This window comes from Sutcliffiella horikoshii (assembly GCF_002157855.1).
GTDB classification, from domain to species: domain Bacteria; phylum Bacillota; class Bacilli; order Bacillales; family Bacillaceae_I; genus Sutcliffiella_A; species Sutcliffiella_A horikoshii_C.
Genome location: NZ_CP020880.1, coordinates 2,511,797 through 2,534,704 on the forward strand (window position 1 = coordinate 2,511,797; position 22,908 = coordinate 2,534,704).

General features: G+C 39.3%; 23 protein-coding genes and 1 riboswitch. Of the genes, 3 read left to right on the forward strand and 20 right to left on the reverse strand.

The window, feature by feature from the left end:
• Nucleotides 1–22 precede the first annotated feature (22 nt).
• The 9 genes from fni to prsW form a co-directional block, all read right to left on the reverse strand.
• Nucleotides 23–1,084 (reverse strand): type 2 isopentenyl-diphosphate Delta-isomerase, encoded by a 1,062-nt coding sequence (fni, locus tag B4U37_RS12925; RefSeq protein WP_088018561.1) that lies wholly within the window; start codon nt 1,082–1,084, stop codon nt 23–25.
• Between the two features lie 38 nt (nt 1,085–1,122).
• Nucleotides 1,123–2,265, reverse strand: a complete 1,143-nt coding sequence (gene rpsA, locus B4U37_RS12930) for a 30S ribosomal protein S1 (RefSeq protein WP_088018562.1) — start codon at nt 2,263–2,265, stop codon at nt 1,123–1,125.
• A 294-nt stretch (nt 2,266–2,559) separates the two neighbouring features.
• Nucleotides 2,560–3,141: a lysophospholipid acyltransferase family protein gene (locus B4U37_RS12935; protein WP_088018563.1), complete on the reverse strand. Its 582-nt coding sequence runs from the start codon at nt 3,139–3,141 to the stop codon at nt 2,560–2,562.
• Between the two features lie 2 nt (nt 3,142–3,143).
• Nucleotides 3,144–3,827, reverse strand: a complete 684-nt coding sequence (gene cmk, locus B4U37_RS12940) for a (d)CMP kinase (protein WP_088018564.1) — start codon at nt 3,825–3,827, stop codon at nt 3,144–3,146.
• A 98-nt stretch (nt 3,828–3,925) separates the two neighbouring features.
• On the reverse strand, nt 3,926–4,108 hold the full coding sequence (locus B4U37_RS12945; RefSeq protein ID WP_088018565.1) for a YpfB family protein: 183 nt from the start codon (nt 4,106–4,108) through the stop codon (nt 3,926–3,928).
• A 63-nt stretch (nt 4,109–4,171) separates the two neighbouring features.
• On the reverse strand, nt 4,172–4,834 hold the full coding sequence (locus B4U37_RS12950) for a flagellar brake protein (protein WP_088018566.1): 663 nt from the start codon (nt 4,832–4,834) through the stop codon (nt 4,172–4,174).
• A 97-nt stretch (nt 4,835–4,931) separates the two neighbouring features.
• Entirely contained in the window at nt 4,932–6,272 is a 1,341-nt protein-coding gene (ypeB, locus tag B4U37_RS12955; RefSeq protein ID WP_088018567.1) for a germination protein YpeB, read from the reverse strand.
• Nucleotides 6,273–6,290: 18 nt separating this feature from the next.
• Nucleotides 6,291–7,319, reverse strand: coding sequence for a cell wall hydrolase (locus B4U37_RS12960; protein WP_244951606.1), 1,029 nt, complete (start codon nt 7,317–7,319; stop codon nt 6,291–6,293).
• A 196-nt stretch (nt 7,320–7,515) separates the two neighbouring features.
• On the reverse strand, nt 7,516–8,166 hold the full coding sequence (prsW, locus tag B4U37_RS12965) for a glutamic-type intramembrane protease PrsW (protein ID WP_088018569.1): 651 nt from the start codon (nt 8,164–8,166) through the stop codon (nt 7,516–7,518).
• A gap of 141 nt (nt 8,167–8,307) precedes the next feature.
• On the opposite strand from prsW, the gene B4U37_RS12970 reads away from it, so the two are divergent.
• Nucleotides 8,308–9,282 carry an asparaginase gene (locus tag B4U37_RS12970; protein ID WP_088018570.1) on the forward strand — a complete coding sequence of 325 codons (975 nt, stop codon included), beginning with the start codon at nt 8,308–8,310 and terminating at the stop codon, nt 9,280–9,282.
• 365 nt (nt 9,283–9,647) lie between these two features.
• Here the strand turns inward: B4U37_RS12970 and B4U37_RS12975 are convergent, their stop codons facing one another.
• The 10 genes from B4U37_RS12975 to B4U37_RS13020 form a co-directional block, all read right to left on the reverse strand.
• Nucleotides 9,648–10,616 carry a YpdA family putative bacillithiol disulfide reductase gene (locus B4U37_RS12975; protein WP_088018571.1) on the reverse strand — a complete coding sequence of 323 codons (969 nt, stop codon included), beginning with the start codon at nt 10,614–10,616 and terminating at the stop codon, nt 9,648–9,650.
• A gap of 313 nt (nt 10,617–10,929) precedes the next feature.
• Entirely contained in the window at nt 10,930–12,210 is a 1,281-nt protein-coding gene (locus tag B4U37_RS12980; RefSeq protein ID WP_088018572.1) for a Glu/Leu/Phe/Val family dehydrogenase, read from the reverse strand.
• A gap of 200 nt (nt 12,211–12,410) precedes the next feature.
• Complete coding sequence (locus B4U37_RS12985; protein ID WP_088018573.1) at nt 12,411–13,001, reverse strand: genetic competence negative regulator; 591 nt, start codon at nt 12,999–13,001, stop codon at nt 12,411–12,413.
• Nucleotides 13,002–13,100: 99 nt separating this feature from the next.
• On the reverse strand, nt 13,101–14,015 hold the full coding sequence (locus tag B4U37_RS12990) for a MerR family transcriptional regulator (protein ID WP_088018574.1): 915 nt from the start codon (nt 14,013–14,015) through the stop codon (nt 13,101–13,103).
• A 151-nt stretch (nt 14,016–14,166) separates the two neighbouring features.
• A complete protein-coding gene (locus B4U37_RS12995; protein ID WP_088018575.1) occupies nt 14,167–14,943 on the reverse strand; it encodes a metallophosphoesterase in 777 nt (258 codons plus the stop codon).
• A gap of 68 nt (nt 14,944–15,011) precedes the next feature.
• Nucleotides 15,012–15,467, reverse strand: coding sequence for a DUF2663 family protein (locus B4U37_RS13000; RefSeq protein ID WP_157663782.1), 456 nt, complete (start codon nt 15,465–15,467; stop codon nt 15,012–15,014).
• A gap of 240 nt (nt 15,468–15,707) precedes the next feature.
• On the reverse strand, nt 15,708–16,409 hold the full coding sequence (locus B4U37_RS13005; RefSeq protein ID WP_088018577.1) for a LysM peptidoglycan-binding domain-containing protein: 702 nt from the start codon (nt 16,407–16,409) through the stop codon (nt 15,708–15,710).
• Complete coding sequence (locus B4U37_RS13010; RefSeq protein ID WP_088018578.1) at nt 16,396–17,019, reverse strand: CPBP family intramembrane glutamic endopeptidase; 624 nt, start codon at nt 17,017–17,019, stop codon at nt 16,396–16,398. Before B4U37_RS13010 ends, B4U37_RS13005 begins: the two co-directional genes overlap by 14 nt.
• Nucleotides 17,016–18,551, reverse strand: a complete 1,536-nt coding sequence (locus B4U37_RS13015; RefSeq protein ID WP_088018579.1) for a RecQ family ATP-dependent DNA helicase — start codon at nt 18,549–18,551, stop codon at nt 17,016–17,018. The genes B4U37_RS13010 and B4U37_RS13015 overlap by 4 nt, the downstream gene beginning before the upstream one ends.
• Complete coding sequence (locus tag B4U37_RS13020; RefSeq protein WP_157663783.1) at nt 18,523–19,614, reverse strand: YpbB family protein; 1,092 nt, start codon at nt 19,612–19,614, stop codon at nt 18,523–18,525. Before B4U37_RS13020 ends, B4U37_RS13015 begins: the two co-directional genes overlap by 29 nt.
• A gap of 251 nt (nt 19,615–19,865) precedes the next feature.
• Between B4U37_RS13020 and B4U37_RS13025 the strand changes: the two genes are divergently transcribed.
• On the forward strand, nt 19,866–20,114 hold the full coding sequence (locus B4U37_RS13025; RefSeq protein WP_010194489.1) for a ferredoxin: 249 nt from the start codon (nt 19,866–19,868) through the stop codon (nt 20,112–20,114).
• A 55-nt stretch (nt 20,115–20,169) separates the two neighbouring features.
• Here B4U37_RS13025 and B4U37_RS13030 read toward each other — a convergent pair whose 3' ends face one another.
• The gene (locus B4U37_RS13030) at nt 20,170–20,754 is read right to left on the reverse strand and encodes an ECF transporter S component (protein WP_088018581.1); all 585 of its coding nucleotides are present in this window, start codon (nt 20,752–20,754) and stop codon (nt 20,170–20,172) included.
• 178 nt (nt 20,755–20,932) lie between these two features.
• Nucleotides 20,933–21,068, reverse strand: a riboswitch (FMN riboswitch).
• Between the two features lie 200 nt (nt 21,069–21,268).
• Here B4U37_RS13030 and serA point away from each other — a divergent pair.
• Nucleotides 21,269–22,843, forward strand: a complete 1,575-nt coding sequence (gene serA, locus B4U37_RS13035) for a phosphoglycerate dehydrogenase (RefSeq protein ID WP_088018582.1) — start codon at nt 21,269–21,271, stop codon at nt 22,841–22,843.
• Nucleotides 22,844–22,908: the final 65 nt, after the last annotated feature.

Sequence of the window (22,908 nt, forward strand, 5' to 3'; positions counted from 1 at the left end):
GAAGGCGTTGGTTTGTGCATTTTTAGTTTTGTAATGTTCTGTTGCTGTAAGTTGAGCAATCTACTCCACGTTGGGTCAACCAGTGATAGGTTTCACCAGTAATCATGATGGGAGCTTGTTGCAAATCTTCTATAGTAGAGGCTCCAAGTGCAGTCATCATCCACCTTAATTCGTCATGTGTTTGATGAATTAATTGAATTAAACCATCTTGCCCTTCTTCCATAAATACTTTTAGAAAGTAACCTGCCAAGCCAACAGCTGAAGCACCTAGAGCGATAGCTTTGGCAATATCCATTGGCTTTTGTATTCCACCAGATCCAATAATCGAGGTGCCAGGTACAGCATGTTTCACTTCCGCAATAGAAGCTGCAGTAGGAATTCCCCAATCATTAAAAAACTCCAACCTTTGTGTTCGGCGCTCATTTTCTATTTTAGAGAAGTTAGTCCCACCGTAGCCACTAACATCAATAATAGAAACTCCTATATCTACTAGCTTTTTAGCCGTCTCGTGACTAATACCAAAGCCTGTTTCTTTTACGATCACCGGAACGTTCAAGGAGTTGACGATTCGCTCAATTCTTCCAAGGGCACCGGAAAAATCACGATCACCTTCAGGCATGACTAGTTCCTGTATGACATTTAGGTGAATTTGAAGGGCATTTGCTTCCAGCATGTCCACTGCCTGTTTAGCTTGTTCAACAGTAGCTTCACTTCCGAGATTCGCAAAAATCAAACCGTTAGGGTTCGCTTTTCGAACGATCTCGTAGGTAGTTGCCTCATCCTGATCTTTGATTGCAGACATTTGAGAGCCTACTGCCAAGCCAACATTGCAAATCTTCGCCACTTCAGCCAGTGCTTTGTTAATTTCCCACGTTTTTTTGCCGCCCCCACCTGTCATTGCGTTGATAAAAATAGGCGAACTTAGTGTAAGTTCGCCTATTTTTGTATTCAATTGAATGTCAGTGGTGGAGAGGTTAGGCAAGCTTTGATGAACAAATATTACATCGTCAAATCCAGTTTGCCTTACTTGTCCTGTAGTTAATGCATGTTGAATATGGTCCATTTTCCTTTGAGCTCTACTCACCTGTTATCACCTTGACATCATTATTTGTATATCATTTATTATTTCTTAAGCTTGCTTAGTTTATCCCCGATCATTTCGCCCAATTGGAAACCGCCAGTGTCCTCTGATTGGTTATACTGACTGTAATCCTCTTCTTGTTCCGGCTCTTCCAACTCACGGATGCTTAAGGAGATTCTTTGATCAGCTTCGTTTACATCCAACACTTTTACTTGTACTTTATCGCCTTCTGTTAAGACTTCATGCGGTGTACCGATATGCTTGTTGGAGATTTGCGAGATATGAACTAAGCCTTCCACACCAGGAAGTACTTCAACAAAAGCTCCGAAGGAAACCAGACGTTTTACAACACCTTCTGTTACACTACCTGCAGATAGCTTTTCTGATACTTGGGACCATGGTCCAGGTAATGTTTCTTTAATGGATAAAGAAATTCTTTCATTGTCGCGATCTACAGAAAGAACTTTAACATTGACCTTTTGGCCTTCAGTCACTACATCTGAAGGTTTTCCTACGTGCTCATAGGATAATTGAGAAATATGAACTAATCCATCTACTCCACCGATATCAACAAATGCCCCAAAGTCGGTAATTCGTTGTACGGTGCCTTCAAGCACTTGACCTGTTTGGATGGTATCTAATAATTGATGTTTTTTATTTTGCATCTCTTCCTCTACTACAGCACGATGGGAAAGGATCACACGATTCTTCTCTTTTTCAAGTTCTACCACTTTAAACGTTAATGTTTTCCCTTTATAATCGGAAAAGTCATCAACAAAGTAATTTTCAACTAGAGATGCAGGAACAAATCCTCTTACGCCAAGGTCAACTACAAGTCCACCTTTGACAACATCTTTGATTTCAGCTTCGAACACTTCTTTGGATTCGAATTTCTTTTGCAGATCTTCCCACGCCAAGTCAGCATCCACCGCTTTTTTAGATAGTACTAGTAATTCTTCTTCTACCTTTGTAACTTTAAGTTGAAGTTCCTGGCCTTCTGAAACGACATCTGTCGCTTTTTCAACATGAAGGCTGGATAGTTCACTTATTGGGATGATACCATCTAGCTTGCTGCCCTCAATTGATACAAGGACCTGTTTTTCTTCTACTTTTGTAACTGTTCCAGTCACTGTGTTGCCAACCTCTAAATTGTTAACTTCTACTTGATTCATGTCTTCCACCATCATTATTACCTCCTCCATACAAACCAGCTAATCCATTATTTATGTAAGTAACGGTAGACGTTACGTAAGCATGCCGGCATTTGCCTTTGCATGCGAACTTAACAAAAGTTGCATTTGTTTCGTGTAATAATTCATAAATTAACGGATGTTAACTTACTTGATTGATCAGACAGATCAATTAGAACTGCCAGGTGATAAATTAGCAGAAATAGCTTTAACAAATTCCTACATAATTTAGCTTCCTTCTACTAACTTCTAATAAATAGGACATTTTGTCAAGTCAAAACTCTTAAACTATCTGTTTTTTTCGATAAGTTCTTTTATGGAATCCATTACCACTAAAGTTGCTTCTTCTGCCGAGATTTTCTCCAGACGGTGTTGGGTAAAATCGATAGGCTTGCCATACACCACTTTCAGGGGTTGAAACTTCTTGTAAGGTCCGATGACCGCGCACGGTACTACTGTTGCTTCGGAACGGAGTGCAAAAAATCCTGCACCTGCCAAACCCTTGCCCAACTCACCTGTTTTACTTCTCGTACCCTCAGGAAAAAGTCCTAAAACATGCCCCTCTTTCAGCACTTTCAAAGCTTTTCTCAATGCTTCCCTATCACTCATTCCTCTTTTTACTGGAAAAGCATGCAACTTTGGAAGAATGGTTTTCAGAATGGGTACATGAAAGATCTCTTCTTTTGCCATAAAGTGAACGGTTCTAGGTGAAGTAATTCCGACTACCGGGGGGTCCAAATTATCTATATGATTGGAACAGATTAATACGGAACCTTCTTTAGGTATATTTTCACTGCCCACCACCTTAATGCGGTACAGTGGCTTAAGCACAACAGAAACGATGAACTTGGCAAATGAGTAAAATGTCATGGTTATCTAGTCTCCTCATTTTGATGAACCAAATCCATGATTTTCTCTACAACTTGATCAATATTCAAGGAAGTGGTATCAATTTCTTTCGCGTCTTCTGCCTTTTGTAATGGGGCAATTTCACGCTCGGAGTCAAGCTTATCTCTTCTAGCAATTTCTTCTTTCAGTTTTTCAAGATCTGAGTTAAAGCCCTTTGATAGATTTTCGGCATGTCTTCTATGTGCCCTTTCGTCTACAGAGGCCAAAAGGAAGACTTTTATTTCAGCATTTGGAAGAACATGAGTCCCGATATCCCTTCCATCCATCACTACTCCGCCTCTTTTAGCTAGTACTCTTTGTCTTGCAACCATTTCTTCACGAACATGTTTATGCTTGGCAACAATGGATACATTATTTGTCACTTCATGTGTGCGGATTTGCTCTGTTACATCCTCATCATTTATGTACACATGCTGCGATTGATTGTTTGCAATTCGAAGATCAATATCCATCTTTTCTACTAGTTGTTGTAAAGATACCTCGTCTTCAAGGTTAACATCCTTTCTAATTGCTTGGAATGTCACCGCTCTATACATAGCGCCTGTATCAATGTATAAATAACCTAATTTGTCTGCTACAATTTTTGCTACCGTACTTTTACCTGCCGCTGCAGGACCATCAATTGCTATAGATAATTGTTGTTTCATAGTTCCTCCTGAATGTACCTTTTATCATTTTTTTACATGAAAAAAGCAGGTCACCCTGCATATTTTCTTAGACTTATTTCATGTATATTTTATCATACTCATCTACTTTGGTCGAATGTTTCTATATGTTCTATTATCTTCATACCGCCTACTCCCTCATACTGAATGACCTTACTTAAAAAAGGGCCTGAATCGGTATATAACAAGAGTCCTTGTGCACAGATGAGACAGATTAATTGGATGACGATCAGTTTGATAATGATCCTTTCCACTCTTTTCATATTATTCTCCTTCACTTTTACCAATCTCTATACTACTATCAGTATGGATGGATTTGGAAGGGATTATGCTAAAGAATGAGTTTTTCTTAATAAGAGTTGCTGTTCAAAGCAGTACTTCATAATGATTTGTCTTTGCACTTCATTAACAGGATCAAATTGCAATGATACTTTCCACCTATTCTTTGCCTTATCCTCCACTAACCTAATGATTTTACTTTTGAGTTTTAAATAATGGATTTCTCCATTATTTAAATGAATGACAAATGTGGTGAAAATATGACCCTTTTCAGGCAGACTGGCTTTTTCTGGCAAAATTAGTGCAGCACCTCCTGCACTAATATCGTGCGTGACCGTGACGAAAGGAGTAAAATGAAAGGAAAGCGGATGAACCGATACATCCATATTACTTTCGACCCTCACATACTGTCTCCTCTGAACTTTCAATACCTGGTGGTACCCTGGAAAGGACAATTGTACCATTGGTATTGCTTGTTTCATTCTTCCGAGGACTTCGCTTTCAAATGTATATGCTACACCTTCATCTGTCACATATGTAATGAGTAATTGTGTACCATTCAATATGTATGTCGTTCTCCCGTTCTCCATGTGTGATGGATAGTCGACATAAAACTCTCTCTCTTTTACTTCCTGTACTTTACATCTATATTTTTCAACTTTATCATCGTTTCTCACTTGCAGCGTTAGTACGACCCCTGGTTTTAACAAAAAACTGCCTCCCTTAATAAAACCGTTCTCTCTATATACTTATTAAACCATTTTACGAAAAAAAGGAAAAGCCAATTTTGACTTTTCCTCCATATAATTACAAATCATATAACAGTTCCGGGTTTTTTAATTTTTCCACTTTTTCTTCACGTCCATCATTGGCATTGATGAAGATCTGATAGGTGTCATTATCGATTGTCCCCAGAAACTCATAACACAGTACCTCTTCGCCAAGATCATTGTTGATAATGGCAAGGGAATCCTCCATGATCATTACCTTTTCATTGATTCTCTGCGTTGCTTCTTCAAATGAAATCCCAGGTTCAGGTATTTCTCTTAGGTGGTGGGACATCAAGTAATCTTTAGCAGAAAAGCCGACAATCTCACCTGTTTCAAGACTGACTTTCATCTTGATGGAATCTGGATATATCCGCACTCCATCTACATTTGACACGAATGTAAAGATACCAAGCTTTTTGTATTCTACACTCTCATATAAATCCAGCGTGTCAAACTTATTCTGTTTCAAAAAGTTTCTGGCTTTCTCCGTTGCTTCGTTTAAGCTGATGTTCTTCTTTTTCGATTCTTTATTTTGGACCAAGTAAATAGGTATACCACCCTTTTTGGCAATATCCATGAATGTGTCCTGTTGATTTTTATCAACAATTTTCAAACTGTAAAAACCAAACTTGGAGCCTTCGCCATTTTCAGTTATGGTGATTTTTTCGTTTCCTTCAAGTTCTAAGTATTTATCGGCAATCTTTTTTGCTTCTTCTTCTGTTATCGTTTTTCCTGAAAGCTGGCTGAAATTCTTATCTTCCTGATTCATGGAGGTAAAAGTCGGTCCGAAGTCTGCTTCATCATAACCTTCCACGTTTTTTTCGACCGTTTTAAAGCCATCAATAATCGTATTATCCTGAGGCTGATCTTTGGCAGAAAGTGCAAGTTCTACATCCATCCAGCGCAAATTGTTGCTCATGACCATGCTCTGAACTCTTCTCAGCTCTTGTTTTATTTCATCCGATTTTTGATAGAGCGCTTGAAGTGTATTATATTCTTCATCCGTTAAAGGATTTTTGTCCAAGTCCCTAACCGCCACTTGATACGTATAGTCCCCTGTATTGGTCAAAAACTCTTCCGTTTTGTTAAAAGGCAGGAGTGTCAATGGTAACTGTCCAACATCGTTCTGCGCTTCTGATGTGATTCTCCATACCTCGGCAAAGGATGGCGAAAGTTGCTCTCTTGAACTCATTGCCAAGGTTGTTCCAATTTTGTCATGCAACAAATCTACATGATAGACAAGGTCATGAAAAGCACGCTGATAATTGTTTTCCGCATTAATGAGGACTGCGTTTTTATCTTGATGCTCTTGATAACCCCAATAGCCTGTTCCTGCTACTGCAATTGCTAAAACAGCGATGATAACAAGTCTCAACATAATTCTTCACCCTCTTCTTTAGTCACAGAAAATGTGCTTTCCAATTCGCTTAATTTGTGGACGTCCCCAAATCCAACCACTTGTTGCCGTATCAGGATTAAAATAATACGTTGCTCCTTCCGATGGATCCATTCCATTGATCGCATCGATGACCGCTCTTTTCGCCGTTTCATTTGGAGTAAGCCAAATTTGACCGTCAGCAACAGCTGTGAACGCAAGCGGTTCAAAGATTACCCCGGATACTGTATTTGGGAAAGTAGGTGAATTAATACGGTTCAGGATTACGGCAGCTACCGCAATCTGACCTTCATACGGTTCCCCACGCGCTTCTCCATAAACGGCATTTGCCATCAATTGAATATCATTTTCGGAAAACCCACCAGGCATATTGGTTGCACTCTGTGCTTCTCCTTCATCTTCTGCCGGTTGGTCTTCAGGAGCTGCCTGTTCTTCAGGAGCTGGTTCAGGTTGTTCCTGTTCCGGCGCTGGTTGCTGCTCTGGTGCTGGCTGCTGCTCTGGTGCCGGCTGCTCTTGTTGTTGTCCTGGAGCAGGTTGTTGTTGATTAGGTGCAGGTTTTGCTTGATCCTTTTGCGGTGTCGGAGTTTGCTTTTGATATTGAGTTTTTTGCTTTTCCCACTGATTTGTAGCCCCTTGCTTTGCTTTTTCAACAGTCGCTTGGGAAGGTTCTACTTGATACTTTAGTTCCATACCGCCATAATGCGTGAACTTTCTACCTGAATTGATCTGCTGATGGACCCAATCTTTATAGAACTTTGTCGACTTATGAAGCATTTCTTTCGTTTTTGGCCCGACTAATCCATCTACATGATCTAGGCCAAACTCCTGCTGAAAGTTTTTCACAGCCCAGTATGTGCTCCATCCATATACCCCATCAATCCTTGCATGGTAATAACCGTTATACTGGAGGCGGGCTTGCAATTCGACAACATCATTCCCTGTCGCGCCTTTTTGGATGATTTGTTCAGAAAAGGCATTGACTGAGTTTTGATTTATCGAAAATAACATACATGTGCTAAAAAGAAACATACATGAAATTATTAGTAACCGTTTCACCTTACATTTCCTCCTTTGTCTTCTTTAAACAATTGTTACAATGTATTTTCTGTAGATATTGGTATTTTATACAGATACATTTGGAGAAAAGAGGTATTCCATAATATGGATTGATTCTACATAAAAAATAGCCCGGCACAAACGTTATTGTATTTAACGTTTGTGCGAGCTATATTTCTACAGTATTTGCGAGCTTTACTTTTCTTAGGCCAAGCCACCATAAAAAAATCATAAATGGAACCATATATAATCCCCAATATTTCTGAGAGAGAATAATCATATCATACATTCCGTGCAAGAAAATCGGAGTGAATAAAGACAACGTAAGGCATATCCGTTTATGCTTAATATTCGTGTTAAATTTCCCTTTTCCAATATAATAGCCCATAATCACGCCAAATAAAGCATGACTGGAGACAGGGAGAATAGCTCTGCCAAAGGCGAGTTCCACTCCATTTGCAATCAAGAAGAGAATATTCTCTGCTGTAGCGAAGCCTAAAGATACAGCTACACCATATACAATTCCGTCGTAATGCTCATCAAAATGGAGATTTTGATAGACAAGATATATGAGGATAAACCACTTGAAGAATTCTTCAAGAAGACCCGACATAAGGAAAGCTTTTACTAAATGTGAGGAGACCCCAAGCTCGAGTTCAATTACGTACTGTATAAACATTAGCGGAAACACAAGCAGTGCACCAAACATAAATATTTTAAATACATAGGTGATTGGTTCTTTTTCAAAAGTATCCTTTAAATAAAAATAAGACAATAATGCTAAGCCTGGAGCAATCCCGGCGGATACAACTGCCAGCATAAATAAGCCTCGTTTCAATCTGTTTTTTTTTATCGTATCATGTTATCGTAATTAATGAAATAAGATGTCTAAACTTTTGGAAATTGTTTGTAAAATATAAAGATTAAAGAGAAAGCTTAAACTAATGAGGTGCATACGACAATGAAAAAGAAAATCATGATTATTCACACAGGTGGGACAATCTCGATGTCAGAGGACGAACAAACCGGCGCAGTATCGCCAGGTGAACGAAATCCTTTGACCACCATCCCTTTAATCGTTGACTCTAACATTCATATTGAAAGTCATGAACTATTTAATCTTCCTTCCCCACATATAACATCACAACACATGCTTTTGCTTTCCAAATTTATTGATCAACAGGTTATGGAACAAGGTATCGAGGGGTTTGTGGTTACGCACGGAACGGATACTTTAGAGGAAACTGCCTTTTTCCTTGATTTAACAGTCCAAACACGGGTTCCAATCGTGCTGACTGGAGCAATGCGTTCAAGCAACGAAATTGGTTCTGACGGCCCTTATAATCTCCTTTCGTCTGTAAAGGTTGCGGCTAGCGAAGAAGCTAAGAATAAAGGCGTGCTCGTTGTGCTGAATGATGAAGTACATACCGCCAAGAACGTAACAAAGACACATACATCTAATATCGCAACATTTCAAAGCCCTCAATATGGTCCAATTGGGATTGTAACTAAACGAGGAGCATTTTTTCACCATTCTCCCGTTTCCGAAGACAAATACCGGGTAGATGCCATCACGAAAAACGTCATGCTTTTAAAAGCATATGCCGGCATGGATTCAAGTATTTTTCATGCATTAAAAGATATGCAAGTGGACGGCGTAATCTTAGAAGCACTTGGACAAGGTAATATTCCCCCAACAGCTGTGGAAGGAATTAAGTCTTTAAGGGAAGCAAACATCCCAGTTGTGATGGTATCACGTTGCTTTAACGGAATAGTGCAGGATATTTATGGCTATGAAGGGGGCGGACGCAGGTTAAAAGAGCTTGGCGTAATATTCTCGAATGGACTGAACGGGCAAAAAGCCAGAATAAAACTGATGATTGCATTAGAAAGTACGAATAACCCTGATAAACTGCAGGAATTATTTTTAAGATAAGATGAAGTATTTGTATAGGAAAACGCCTTCTCTGTTACCGTTGTTGAGCTTCACGTCTTGCTTCGGGCGCTGAGGAGCCTTCTCTGTTACCGTTTTCGAATTCCACAGCTTGCTTCGGGCGCTGAGGAGCCTTCTCTGTTACCGTTTTCGGGGTTCACAGCTTGCTTCGGGCGCTAAGGAGCCTTCTCTGTTACCGTTTTCGAATTCCACAGCTTTCTTCGGACGTTGAGGAGCCTTCTCTGTTACCGTTTTCGGGGTTCACAGCTTGCTTCGGGTGTTGAGGAGCCTTCTCTGTTACCGTTAACAAATTCTGATTGTGATTTGAGGCTTAGATAGCACCAAATCACAATCTCTAACTAAAATACCTATTCTCTCTCCTTAATACATTCCGCGATCATACCGCCATGAAAGCGACCGTTTTCAATAAAGATCTCATTTGCATTATTACCTGCTGCAATAACACCTGCAATAAAAATCCCCGATACGTTTGTTTCCATCGTTTCCTCGTTAAAGGTGGGACGTCCTGTCTCTTCATCTATCCCGACGCCCATCTTCGTCAAGAAGGAATGGTCTGGATGATACCCAATCATGGCAAACACGTGATCATTATAGATCGTTTGCTCCTCACCATCTTTATTAACAAATGAAATCTCTTTCTCGGTAATGTTAGTCACATTAGATTCAAATTCCATTCGAATGGTGCCATTACGTACTAACGCATCAAATTCCGGAAGAATCCATGGTTTCACACTTGACGAATATGTCTCCCCACGGTAGATGACTGCTACATGTGCATCTGCTTTTACTAATTCTAATGCTGCATCCACACTAGAGTTCTTCCCCCCAATGACAGCGACATGCTTATCGAAATAAGGATGCCCTTCCTTGAAGTAATGCGACACTTTATCTAAGTCAGCCCCAGGCACATCCAGTTTATTGTGGTTATCATAATAGCCAGTCGCAATGATGACATGTTTTGTGGAGTAGGATTGTTTGGATGTATGTACGATAAATGAACCGTCCTGAACTTTTTCCACATGTTCTACTAATTCAAACGCGTTCACTTCAATTTTCTTTCTCTTCACTACTTCCCGATAGTAAGTCAGAGCTTGTATTCTGACTGGTTTTCTATTTTCTGTGATAAAAGGCACTTCTCCTATCTCGAGCTTCTCGCTTGAGCTGAAGAAGGTTTGGTGCGTTGGGTAATTGTAGATGGCATTTACAATGTTTCCTTTTTCTATGACAAGCGGGGATAGTCCTGCATCCTTTAGTGCAATGGCTGCTGCCAGTCCGCATGGACCACCGCCGACAATGATGGCATCTCTGTTTATCACCGTTGTTCAACTCCGTATTTTTAAATTCGAGGGATTTTATTTTATACTTTGTTGATCTCCGTTACAGGCTCTTCGCTTTCCGCGGGCGGTCCGGGAGCCTCCTCGGCTTCGCCTGCGGGGTCTCCCCTGTCCCTTCCTCCCGCAGGACAAGGAAGACTTCGACAGCAATACATCGCACGAAGAAAATGCGATAGCATTTTCGAGGAGTCTTCGAGCCTTCCACTCCGATCAACAAGGGATTTACTTATATTTTAGGAAATCAGAAAATCCCCCATCACTATATGATAGGGGATTGTGAAAGCTTAAGCAAATATTAAATCCAGCCTCTAAAGCGGGATGCTTCGGCCATTTTACGTGCACCGACCATGTATGCGGATAGTCGCATGTCTACACGGCGGCTTTGTGATGTATCGTATACATTGTTGAACGATTTCACCATTACTTTTTCAAGCTTTTCTTCTACTTCTTCTTCTGTCCAGTAGTAACCCTGGTTATTTTGTACCCACTCAAAATAGGATACTGTTACTCCACCCGCACTTGCAAGCACATCGGGAACAAGAAGAATGCCACGGTCCGTAAGGATTTGTGTACCTTCAATAGTTGTGGGTCCATTCGCTGCCTCTACTACAATTTTAGCGCGGATATTATGTGCGTTCTCTTCCGTAATTTGGTTTTCAATCGCTGCCGGAACCAAAATATCACATTCAAGCTCAAGCAATTCTTTGTTGGTAATCGTGTTGTTGAAAAGTTTTGTAACCGTTCCGAAGCTGTCACGACGATCTAACAAATAGTCGATATCCAAACCGTTTGGATCATACAGTCCGCCGTATGCATCAGAAATACCTACAACCTTTGCCCCTGCATCATGCATGAACTTGGAAAGGTAACTACCCGCATTACCGAAACCTTGTACAACTACGCGAGCTCCTTCAATATTAATTCCTTTTTTCTTCGCTGCTTCACGAATGCAGATGGTAACCCCTTTAGCTGTAGCTGATTCACGGCCATGTGAGCCACCTAATACTAGAGGTTTTCCTGTAATAAATCCAGGAGAATTAAATTCATCGATTCTGCTATATTCATCCATCATCCAGGCCATAATTTGGGAGTTAGTGAACACGTCTGGAGCAGGAATATCTTTTGTTGGTCCTACTATTTGGCTGATTGCACGAACATAGCCACGGCTTAGTCTTTCTAGTTCTCTAAATGACATTTCACGGGGATCACAGACAATCCCGCCTTTACCGCCACCGTATGGAAGATCCACTATTCCACATTTTAAGCTCATCCAGATGGATAGTGCTTTAACTTCTTTTTCAGAGACATTTGGATGGAAACGAATTCCACCTTTAGTTGGTCCAACTGCATCATTATGTTGTGCGCGATATCCAGTAAAGATCTTCACAGATCCATCATCCATCCGGACAGGGATTTTCACCGTAAGCATACGCAAAGGTTCTTTAAGTAATTCATAGACTTCTTCGGGATAGCCTAGCCTTTCTAATGCTTTATGTATAACAACTTGTGTCGATTTTAATACATCTAACTTGTCTTCGTTAGAACTTTTTTTATCATTGCTTTTCTCGGCTACCATAAGTAAACCTCCTAGATTGTCTCACATAATAAGATTGAAATAGTCCATCTTCATGACATAGTATACACCTTACTTCAACTTATGCAAAGATAGAAAATAAACTTTTATTAAAAAAATGTAACCGATTACAAAACGTAAGAAATATCAGAAAATACTTACAGCCTACACTACAAAATGATCTATGTAGAATAGGCTGCTTTCTAATTAAAATAAGAATTTATTTGCTTCATAGCGGATTGTTTCATAATCAATTTTCCATATTCTTCTATTCGGTGCGTCGTCATGGTCGATGGTGTGCCGTATTCAGATAATAGTGCAATTAAGGTGTCGATATCCATGTTTGCATCCACATCTTCTTCCATCAGGAGAAGATAGAACATATGATCATGCGAATAAATGGTACCGCCATTTATATTGAGGCTTTGAAGCCTTTTGGCTAAATCGATTAAGTGGTCGAAAGATTGAAATACATAAAACAGTTCTTGGCATTCATCTACTGTCACTTGCATCTCTATATAATCATCATTGAACTCTTCTTCTATTTCCTCGTGGTCTGTTGATGTTACAATTACCACCATACCCTGAGCTTGAAGGGCATATACTTCCACATTCAATGATCCACTCACTTCAAAACCCAGCTCCGCACTAGCTTCATCAATCATGTCACGAAACAGCTGATGAACCTTTTGCGAATCTTTCCATAAATCCTCTTTTGTTAACCCGCGATCTTCCAAGTCATCAAATGTGAGGAATATCTTTATCTTGTTGTAGTTTAAACGTTCCAGCCGCATGAAAGACTCCTCCCAACCTTTAACACCATAGAACTTATTACATTTTATGATAAAAGGTGTAAGTTGGTTCGTGAGTAATTCGTATTGTTGCAGATGAAATCAGTTCATTCTGACCCTTAGCCAATCTTCCCATTCTTTCATTGAGTTTCCGATAAGGTGATCAGCGTATTTGTGTTTTTTAATTTCTGGCATTTTATCCACTGCGGTACCTCCCAACCCAATCAAGAGGTCCGGATATTGTTCTTTAAGCGCTGTCACCATTTCTAATGTTTTTGGCAGGTTGATGGACAATGTACATGACAGGAATAAAAATTTCGGCTGTACTTCTTTTAAAACAATATGAATATCTTCATCGGCAATACTTGTTCCTAAGTATATGGTTTCAAAGCCTTTTCTACGCACAAACAGTGTATATATCAATAATCCCAGTTCATGCCATTCACCAGGTCCGCATACTGACACGGTTTTAGGTAAAAATCCATTCACTGGTAATCCATGAAGAATCATTCCTATTCTAGAACGCAAAAATGCAGACGCAAAGTGTTCATGTGCACTTGATATTTCATGATTTTCCCACATGTCACCAACCTTCACTAATAGCGTCCCCAAAATATCTATTAACACTTTTTCTACAGAATATAAACTGAATATTTTATCCATTAATTCATGAGCTTGACCTTCATTGAACTCCAATAGAGCTTCTAGTAATTGGTTTAGCAAATCAGTAGATAAATCTTCTTGATCTGTATGTTGTGTAGAATCTGATTCCAAAAGAGCCTGATTGTTTTTTTCAAGAAGTGAAACAGCTTGACTGATGGTGAAGCCTTTATTTACCCTCTGTATTAGCCACTTCAGTATTTTGATATGCTCTTCCGTGTATAATCGGTGCCCGGACTCATTCCTTACGGGAGCGATGATCTGATATCTTCTTTCCCAAGCCCTTAATGTACCCGGTTGGATACCCAGCATTTTGGATGCTGCCTTAATATTGTATTTACCTTCATTATTTGCCATACAGATCCCTTTCTCTCTTTTCAAAATCATTACTTGCATTATATAGCACGAATGATACTGTGTAAACTTTGTATAGGTTTTGAATAGGTGTCATCTTTTCTGAGAGACTTAAGAAAGTTATGCCAACAAAGTAAAAAGCGGCACCTGAAAATCAGGCCTCCGCTCGTGTAGTAACAGTCAAAATATGTGTTTCAGGCGGGGCACCAAGCCTAAGCGGCACTAAAGAAGTCCCAAATCCATTACTGATTAACTGTGTTGTATGAGGCAATTGAGTCAGTCTTCCTTTTTCATGAGGACCGAAACCAAAAATTCTAATTTGCCCCCCGTGCGTATGCCCGCTTAAGACAAGGCTGATATTTTCTCCATCTGCAAACTTCTCAACAATTTCAGGTTCATGACTGACCAAGATCTTAAAACTGTCGCTCTCCGTTTCTTCTAGAGCGGTGGCAAGATCGTCCCGTTCATGGACCAGGTCGTCCACCCCAACTAATTCCAGTCGGTCACCAAGTTCACTTTCGAACAAATAGCTGGTGTTATCTAATATTTTCACTCCTTGTTGAAGAAGCAGGGAGTCTAATTCGTGATAATCTACTTCATAGTCATTATTTCCCCATACGAAAAAAACAATGCCCAGTTCCTTTAGTTGTTCAATATTTTCAGAAACTTGTGATAGAGGCACTTTCTTTTCTGTTAAGTCCCCACCAATAATCACCAAATCTATGTTGTTTATTTTATTAATGAACTCAGCACTGATTTTCCGTTTATGTATATCTGAAATAAAGAAGATTCTTATTTTACCAAAGCTTTGCGGAAAATCTGGAAATGCAAGAGTTTGCTCTATAATATTCTCTTGCATTGCTTGCTTATACATATAGAAAAGAAGTGATACTCCAAAAAGAGCCACCACTCCAAGTATGATCCATATCATCTCGAACTTCCCCTTTTGTGCATAATTGTAATCCAACTATATCACACTATCCAAAATTTGTAGCAAACTCACTTTGTCTCATGATATAAATTGATATCAAACTCTTTTTTCATAAGATCAAATACTTGGTGTCGTTGCTTCCAGTCTGCAGGCTTTGGCCAATAGTCATCACTTCGTTTTACCATTTCCTTTCTGAGGTCATGGTACTCTTTTTCTGCCTTATCTTTTTTATATAGCAAGTACTTAATCATCCCAATCTGATAGCCAATAAACATGACAATCCAAAAATGAATGGAGCGATCAAAAAAGTAGGAAATGCTTGCTGAATAAGAAGCGGATTGCTTGAAAATAAAGAAGTAAATGTACATTAAAAATAAACCTAGAGTAATGCAACAGGACATTCTCCATCTCCATTCCCTCTTTTTAAATGTATCTTGTTTTCGTTTTTTGTCTACTAAGAGTTGTAGTGTTTGTTTTGTTGCTTCGTCTGTATGATGGTTGAGCGTCTTTATTGCATGTTCCACTGTCATCCCTTCTTTCCAACCTGTCCTACTAAAAAACTATGCAGAACACATCCACTCTATGATTTACTAATGGAAATGTTGAGGGGATAATTAAAAAAACCAGGCAGTAAACCGCCTAGTTTTAAACTACAAAATTTTAGTTGTTGGGTAAACGACGGTGTTGATTTCCGCAGGCAAGCGAAGCGTATGGAACGGAAATCAACGGTATTATGCTTTCTTAATCTTTATATGTCTATAAGGTTATCTATTAATCGGAATGAGAAGCTTTTGCCCGACGTTTACTTGGCCGTTCACAAGGTTATTGTGATCACTGATGATACTTTCTCCTTCTCTGCTGCTGAAGTATTTCATGGATATTCGGTAGAGTGTTTCACTTTCTTGGACAATATGCTCTACATATGTCACATTGGATGATTCTTCTTCCACTTCCTCTTCCGCAACGTCCTTTTCTTCGGTTTCCGGTTGTGATGCAGGAGCTGAATCATTTTGTTCAGAAGTACTTTTGCTTTCTGTCTTCTCTGCATTTTTACCTGGACCATCTGCTTCATTCTCTTGGTCTACAACCTCTTTAGCTTCTTCATCCTTGGTAGACACCTGTTCCGCTTCAACAGGCGTTTCCTCGTCATTCTCTTCAACGTTGTCTACTGTACTTGCCGAAACATTGGTAGGAATAGAGATTTGCTCTACGTTCTTAACTGCTGGCGTAAACATCTTATCTAAGAAATTTGTCTCCTGATTATTAAAATGAATAGCCATAATACTGATAGGAATTAACAAAAATAATACGCCTATCAGCCTGACGAACGGAAAGTTCACTTTCCATTTTGTTTTTTTACTTCTTTTTTGTGCGTGAAGCTCACTTCTGGATGGGAGTTTGTTTGATTCTTTTTGTACTTCTTCCCGTAACCCGTCTGCTTGATCTAACCCTTTATTGTTCTCCATCTCTTACCACTCCCGTCTTCCACTTGTTATTATTTTTCAAATAGTCTGCTCTAATTTTGCAAGCAAGCAACATATCAATCAGGAAATGGGCCCAAATGGTAACCCATAGACTGCCTGTGACTTCATAGGTGTATCCTAAAATAAAGCTGATAATTACGACCGAGATGAACAATACCCATTTGTGCAAATACCTGATATGAAGAGCTGCAAACAAAATACTGGCAACCCATATCCCAAAATGAGTTTGAATCACTCCTCTAAAAAGGAACTCTTCTGCAAAGGATATTATGAATGCTAAAAGAATGATGTGCGGGAAGGACCTTGTCTGAAACATTTTCTCATTAATACCGCCATCATCTAAAAGGCTTTTAGGCACCAATTTCATGAGTAAAAGATCTGCGCCTACCACAATTAGTGCGACGCTTGTTCCAATGACAAAAATGTTTACTGGCTGCCATGCAAATATTTGTTTAATGGATTCCAAACTGTTAAACAAAAAATAGGCCAGTACTAGTCCGATAACAAAAAATGCAATTTGAGAAAGATAGAGATGATATAAAAGCTCTCTAGGGTTCATATGTTTAATGATTTCTGCTTGTCTGTTTTTCAATTCTCATCTTCCTGCCAAAATATTTTTTTCAAAACCTTCTCCCAGGTTACAGGTTGCTGGTCTACATCACTTTTTGAAGTGAATTTTATTTCCCGACTATAACTGTCCATATTCAATCCACAGTTATCGCAACATTGCTGTATAGGAGTGGACATCTCTTCATCAAAATAATGCAGCAACTCTTTTCTCCTGCAAAGAGCTGTGGTAGTCCAATTATTAAACTCCTTAAGCTTCGAACGTTTCATGGTAGTTCGTTTGTCAATTCTGCTTTGTATCTCTTCTATGCATGGTTGAAGAGAGGCGATATTCAGTTTCCCGTGTTTGTGTAAGAACTCGTTTAGTTGAAAAAAGAGATACCTCCAATAGGACTCCTGCTCTGGATATTGTTCTACCCATTCTTTCATTTGTTTTTTTGATATGGATTCTATTTCACCGTATTCATTGACCAGGTTTTGAAGGATATAAGATACCCACTCTTGGTCAGGCAATTCATTGCCTATTATGAACTCTGGCAGCATCGCATCTTCCTTACTTTTGAGCAAGATTGCAATACTTTGGTTTCCCCCTCTTCCTGCACGTCCAATTTCCTGCACAAAAGACTCCATTTGAGTTGGCTGGTGGTAGTGAAGAACATACCGTACATTACTTTTATTTATACCCATCCCAAAAGCGCTTGTACAACAGATTAGGTCAACCTGATCCATCAAAAACTGTTGTTGAATTAAAATTCGTTGCTCTTGTGATAATCCGGCATGATAATATGCGACCTTGTTTATTCCATTTTCCGTTAGGTATTCATAAAGTTCTTCCGTCTTTGTTCTGCTCGAAAAATAGATGATGCCTGGAGGTTGCAAGTCGGTTATCAATTCAAGTAACCGTTCCCTTTTTTCTTGGTTATTGACTACTTCTTCCACTTTTAATGCTATGTTAGGTCTGTCCAATGAATTGATGTGAAAAACAGGTTCTGACATGCCTAAAAATGCTTGAATATCTTGTATGACGGCTTTTGTTGCAGTTGCAGTCAAGGCCAATGTGGGCGGTTCTCCAAGGATTTTATTTACCGTTCCCAATTTCAGATAATCCGTCCGAAAGTCATGCCCCCATTGAGAAACACAATGTGCTTCATCTACTACAAACAAATCAATACGAACTGTTTGGAGTTTCTTGATCCATTTATCTACCTGAAGCATTTCTGGTGAGATAAAAAGGAATTTATAAGAATTCAAGTCAACGGATAACAGCTTTTCTTTTTCTGAGAAGGTCAAAAATGAGTTTAACGCGACGACACTTTTTTCTCCACTTGACCTAAGTTGCTGTACCTGGTCTTCCATTAGGGATAATAATGGGGAAACGATGACGACGGTGCCCCCAAGAGCGTAACCTGGAAGTTGATAACATAGAGATTTACCCCCTCCTGTAGGAAGTAACGCGATGACATCTTTTTTGCTTAGGACATCCTGGATAATTTCTTTTTGACCCGGTCTAAAAGAAGAAAAGCCGGTTTTAACTTCCAGCAGAGTGTCTAGGTTCATCGCTATCCCCCATCCTTGTTAGTACTAACCTTATTTGAAAATAACTGATATCATGATTGTTTAACTGCTCTTTAATTCTGCGAAGTTGGTGTGTTTGCAAATCATGAATAACAGCCTGGATTGCTGCTATGTCTTCCTCTTTTACATAAGGAATTAGCGAAAATTCACGAATCTGCATGGCAATCTCTACAACGTGATCTTCAATGGTACTTTCCTTCAATCTCCGTATATTGGCAATCTCCGGTAAACTGAGTCCTTGATGAAGCAACTTTAAACTTTTTTGTGTGGTTTCAGTAAGCAGTGGTCTCTCCAGCAAATCACGACAAATAATAAAAAGACTATTGTAGATTGAAGCCGCGCCTTTTTCCTCTAAGCTTTGAATTAAAAAGTGCAGAGCTGATTGGAACTCCACGTGAATCCAGGCGGAGTCTTTTTTTAAACTTTTTGCTATTTGCTCATCTGTATTTCCTGTATGTCGATAACCAGATAGTTTGAGTGCAAAGACAGTCGCTTGATTAGTCGGTAATTGAGTAAGCAAACTGTTTGTTTCCTTAAACAAATCGTTTAATAACTGTTTTTTTGAACTGCCATTTTGACTCAATAAATAATTTTTTACCCACCTTTGGATAGATTCGTCATACTGTATAGGGATAAATGTACTTTCTTTCCCTGCCAAATTAGACATAGTTTGAACAAGCAGAGAATATCTCTTCCAAAAAGTCAAACTTTTATCTTTGTATGCATATCCATTTAAATAAGGAGCTAAATAATAAAGTTTTTCGCCATCTGACAACTGCTTTTTACCTTTGTCTGTAACTTTGTAATGCTCGCTATGTACTTCACGAATAAGTTGTTCCGCCTGTAAAAAATGTATGGTTTGTTGAAGAAAGTTTCTGTTTAGATCGGGAAAAAGTCCATATACATTAACCAATGAGAAGATATTGGCATCCTGTATAGTTTGCGAAGATTTCTTTCCTCTAAATAAATGGTATATCGCTGAATTGCTCCGTTCTCCTCTAAATGAATCAAGGCATTTCAGACACAAATATTCGAATGATTTCATCAAATTTCTACACCTTTCTTCCCCTACAGTCATTTTATCAAAATTTTGTAAAGGATGACATGTTTATCACATCTTTTCGTCGGGTAATCTAACAATATGTTTCAAAACCCTTGTGTGATAAGCATTCTCATTGAGTTTTCTATTGAAAAGTTGGGAAAACAGTTTTACAATATAAATTATAAGGAATTGGCTTCCAACTAAATATTGGAAATCATTTAATTGACTAGTTACTAATTGGGAGGTTTATTTTCATGGCAAAATACACGATTGTTGACAAAGATACTTGTATCGCTTGTGGAGCGTGCGGTGCTGCAGCTCCAGACATTTACGACTACGATGATGAAGGTATTGCATTCGTAACACTTGATGACAACCAAGGAATTGTAGAAATTCCTGATGTACTTGAAGAAGACATGATGGACGCGTTTGAAGGCTGTCCGACTGATTCAATTAAAATTGCTGACGAGCCATTCGATGGCGACGCATTAAAATTTGAATAGTTATAAGAAATGAAGCCCCGATCCTTATGGAATCGGGGCTTCTTCTTTATTTTATTTAAACATTCTTTATTTCTAACTGACGATCGAGCCAAATTGCAAGCTTCTTATATAATAATAAGAACAAGAAAGTGACAATCAACCCTTTGATTATATTAAAAGGTAGGATACCCTTCACAATTCCTTCAATCATTTGAGCGGAAGACCCAGATGGGACATTAAGGAAATATGTGAATGCAGGTAAGAAAATATAATAGTTGAGTACACTCATGATCAATGCCATGGATACTGTACCCGCAACCAAACCTAATCCTAATCCTTTGGTTGTACGAATTTTATTAAAGATGAAATAAGTCGGCAGTATAAATAATACCCCTGCAGTGAAATTAGCCAACTGTCCAACAGGAACTCCTGTCATACTTCCTTGCACAATATAATGCAAGATATTTTTGATTGCTTCGACTGTAATACCAGCCACCGGCCCAAAGATAATGGCTGCAAGCAATGCCGGGACGTCACTGAAGTCCACGGATAAAAATGGCGGTAACAAAGGTAGTGGAAAGCTTAGCCACATAAGCAGATAGGAAATACCACTTAACATCCCTACTGTTACCATTTTTTTGACGCGATTTGATTGATTCATTCTTCTTCTCTCCTTTTCAAATGGAGATCCACCTCGTACGAAAAGAGAGAATTCAAAGATGTGTGTTTATTTCTTGATGCAAATCCACGCAAATAACCGTTTGTCAAAATGAACAAACGGGAGTACGAAGGCATCAGGAAATAAGCATCGAAACGAAGAAATTTCGACAACTTTGAACCTCCATCTTCTCCCATCCAGACTATACTGTCGGCTTTGGAATCGCACCAAATCCTGCCCCAACATCAGGCTCGCGGGCTTAGAGAATACATCTCATCACCGCCGATCGGGAATTTCACCCTGCCCCGAAGATAGATCATATTATTAACTTACGAGTTTATTATACTCAAAAAATAGTAAAAAGGGAAGAGAAGTGAATTGTTATTCATTTTTTATAGGAATTTTGAAACAATAAGCGCTTACATAGGTTCGACCTGTTGTAAAGTCATTGACATGCTTCCTGATAGATGATAAATTATCAGAAATTTTATAATATTTTTTTGGAGGGATTGCATTTATGTTTCATGTGCTCGTTGCAGATTCTATAAGTTCAGAAGGACTGACCCCGCTCTTAGAAGCGGAAAATGTTAAAGTATATCGGAAAGATCGGGAAGAAGACAACTACAATCCAGAAGACATCGATGCACTACTCGTACGAAGTGCCACCCAGGTGGATGATGCCCTTCTCTCTTCTCTTTCCAATCTCCAAGTAGTCGCTAGGGCGGGAGTTGGCGTGGATAATATTGATATAACCGCTGCAACCAAAAGAGGCGTGGTCGTCATAAATGCACCAGACGGGAATACCATTTCCACTGCAGAACACACTTTTGCCATGATTTCTTCATTAGTCCGTCACATACCTCAAGCAAACATGAATGTGAAAGGTGCCCAATGGAGCAGAAAGAAGTTTATTGGGACAGAGCTATTCGGAAAGACCCTTGGAATCGTGGGATTTGGCCGAATTGGCGGTGAAATTGCCAAGCGTGCAAAAGCTTTCCAGATGAAAGTAGTGGTATATGATCCCTTTTTAACTGACACGCGGGCTGAGAAATTAAGTGTTATCTCCTTACCTTTAGACGAAGTGATGAAGCAGGCGGATATCATTACCGTACATACACCTCTCACGAAAGAAACAAAAGGTTTGTTCAATAAAGAAAATATCCCTCAATTAAAGAAAGGCGTTTATCTTGTTAATTGTGCACGTGGTGGAATTATTGATGAAGAAGCATTGCTCCACCATTTGAACACAGGACATGTTGCCGGTGCTGCCCTTGATGTATTTGAAGTAGAGCCACCAACCAATCATGATCTTGTACAGCATGAGCATGTAATTGTCACACCGCACCTTGGAGCATCAACAAAAGAAGCACAATACAATGTCGCTTTCCAAGTTTCAAAAGATGTGCTGGCTTATTTAAATGGCCAATCGGTAAATACCAGCATCAACTTGCCTACTATTCCAAAAGAAATTTATAAAAAGATTCAACCGTTCTATCAACTCGGAAAAACTTTGGGTTCCATTCTTTCTCAATCTGCCAAAACACCAATTGAAGAGATTACAGCAACGTATGCCGGCGTTATAACGGAGTGGGAAACATCTATTTTGACTAAAAGTATTATTGCAGGGTTTTTGCGAAATCGTGTGGATACGACTGTTAACGAAGTGAATGCTGCTACCATTGCGAAAGAACGTGGTATCAGTTATGGAGAAAAACATCAAACAGACAGTTATGGATACTCCAATATCATTCAAGTGGAAGCGCAGGGAAAAGATGTAAACTTAGTAGTAAGGGCGACATTCATTGAAGGTTTTGGCGCTAGAATTGTTCATATGAATGGATTTGACATTGACTTTGCACCTAGCGGCCATTTGCTCTATGTGCAGCATACGGATCGTCCTGGTGTCATCGGACAACTCGGGCTCATTTTTGGTAAACATGAAACAAATATTGCTACGATGCATGTGGGACGGATGCTACAGGGCGGAAAAGCAATTATGATGCTTTCTTTTGACCAACCGCTTGAAAAAGTGCTCATAGATGAAATCCTTCTCATACCGGATATTTCTTCTGCGATTATATTAGAGTTATAGCAATTATTGGGAATGAAATTGTTCCCTACCATAAATTATCCCCTTACTTTTTTAAGGGGATTCTG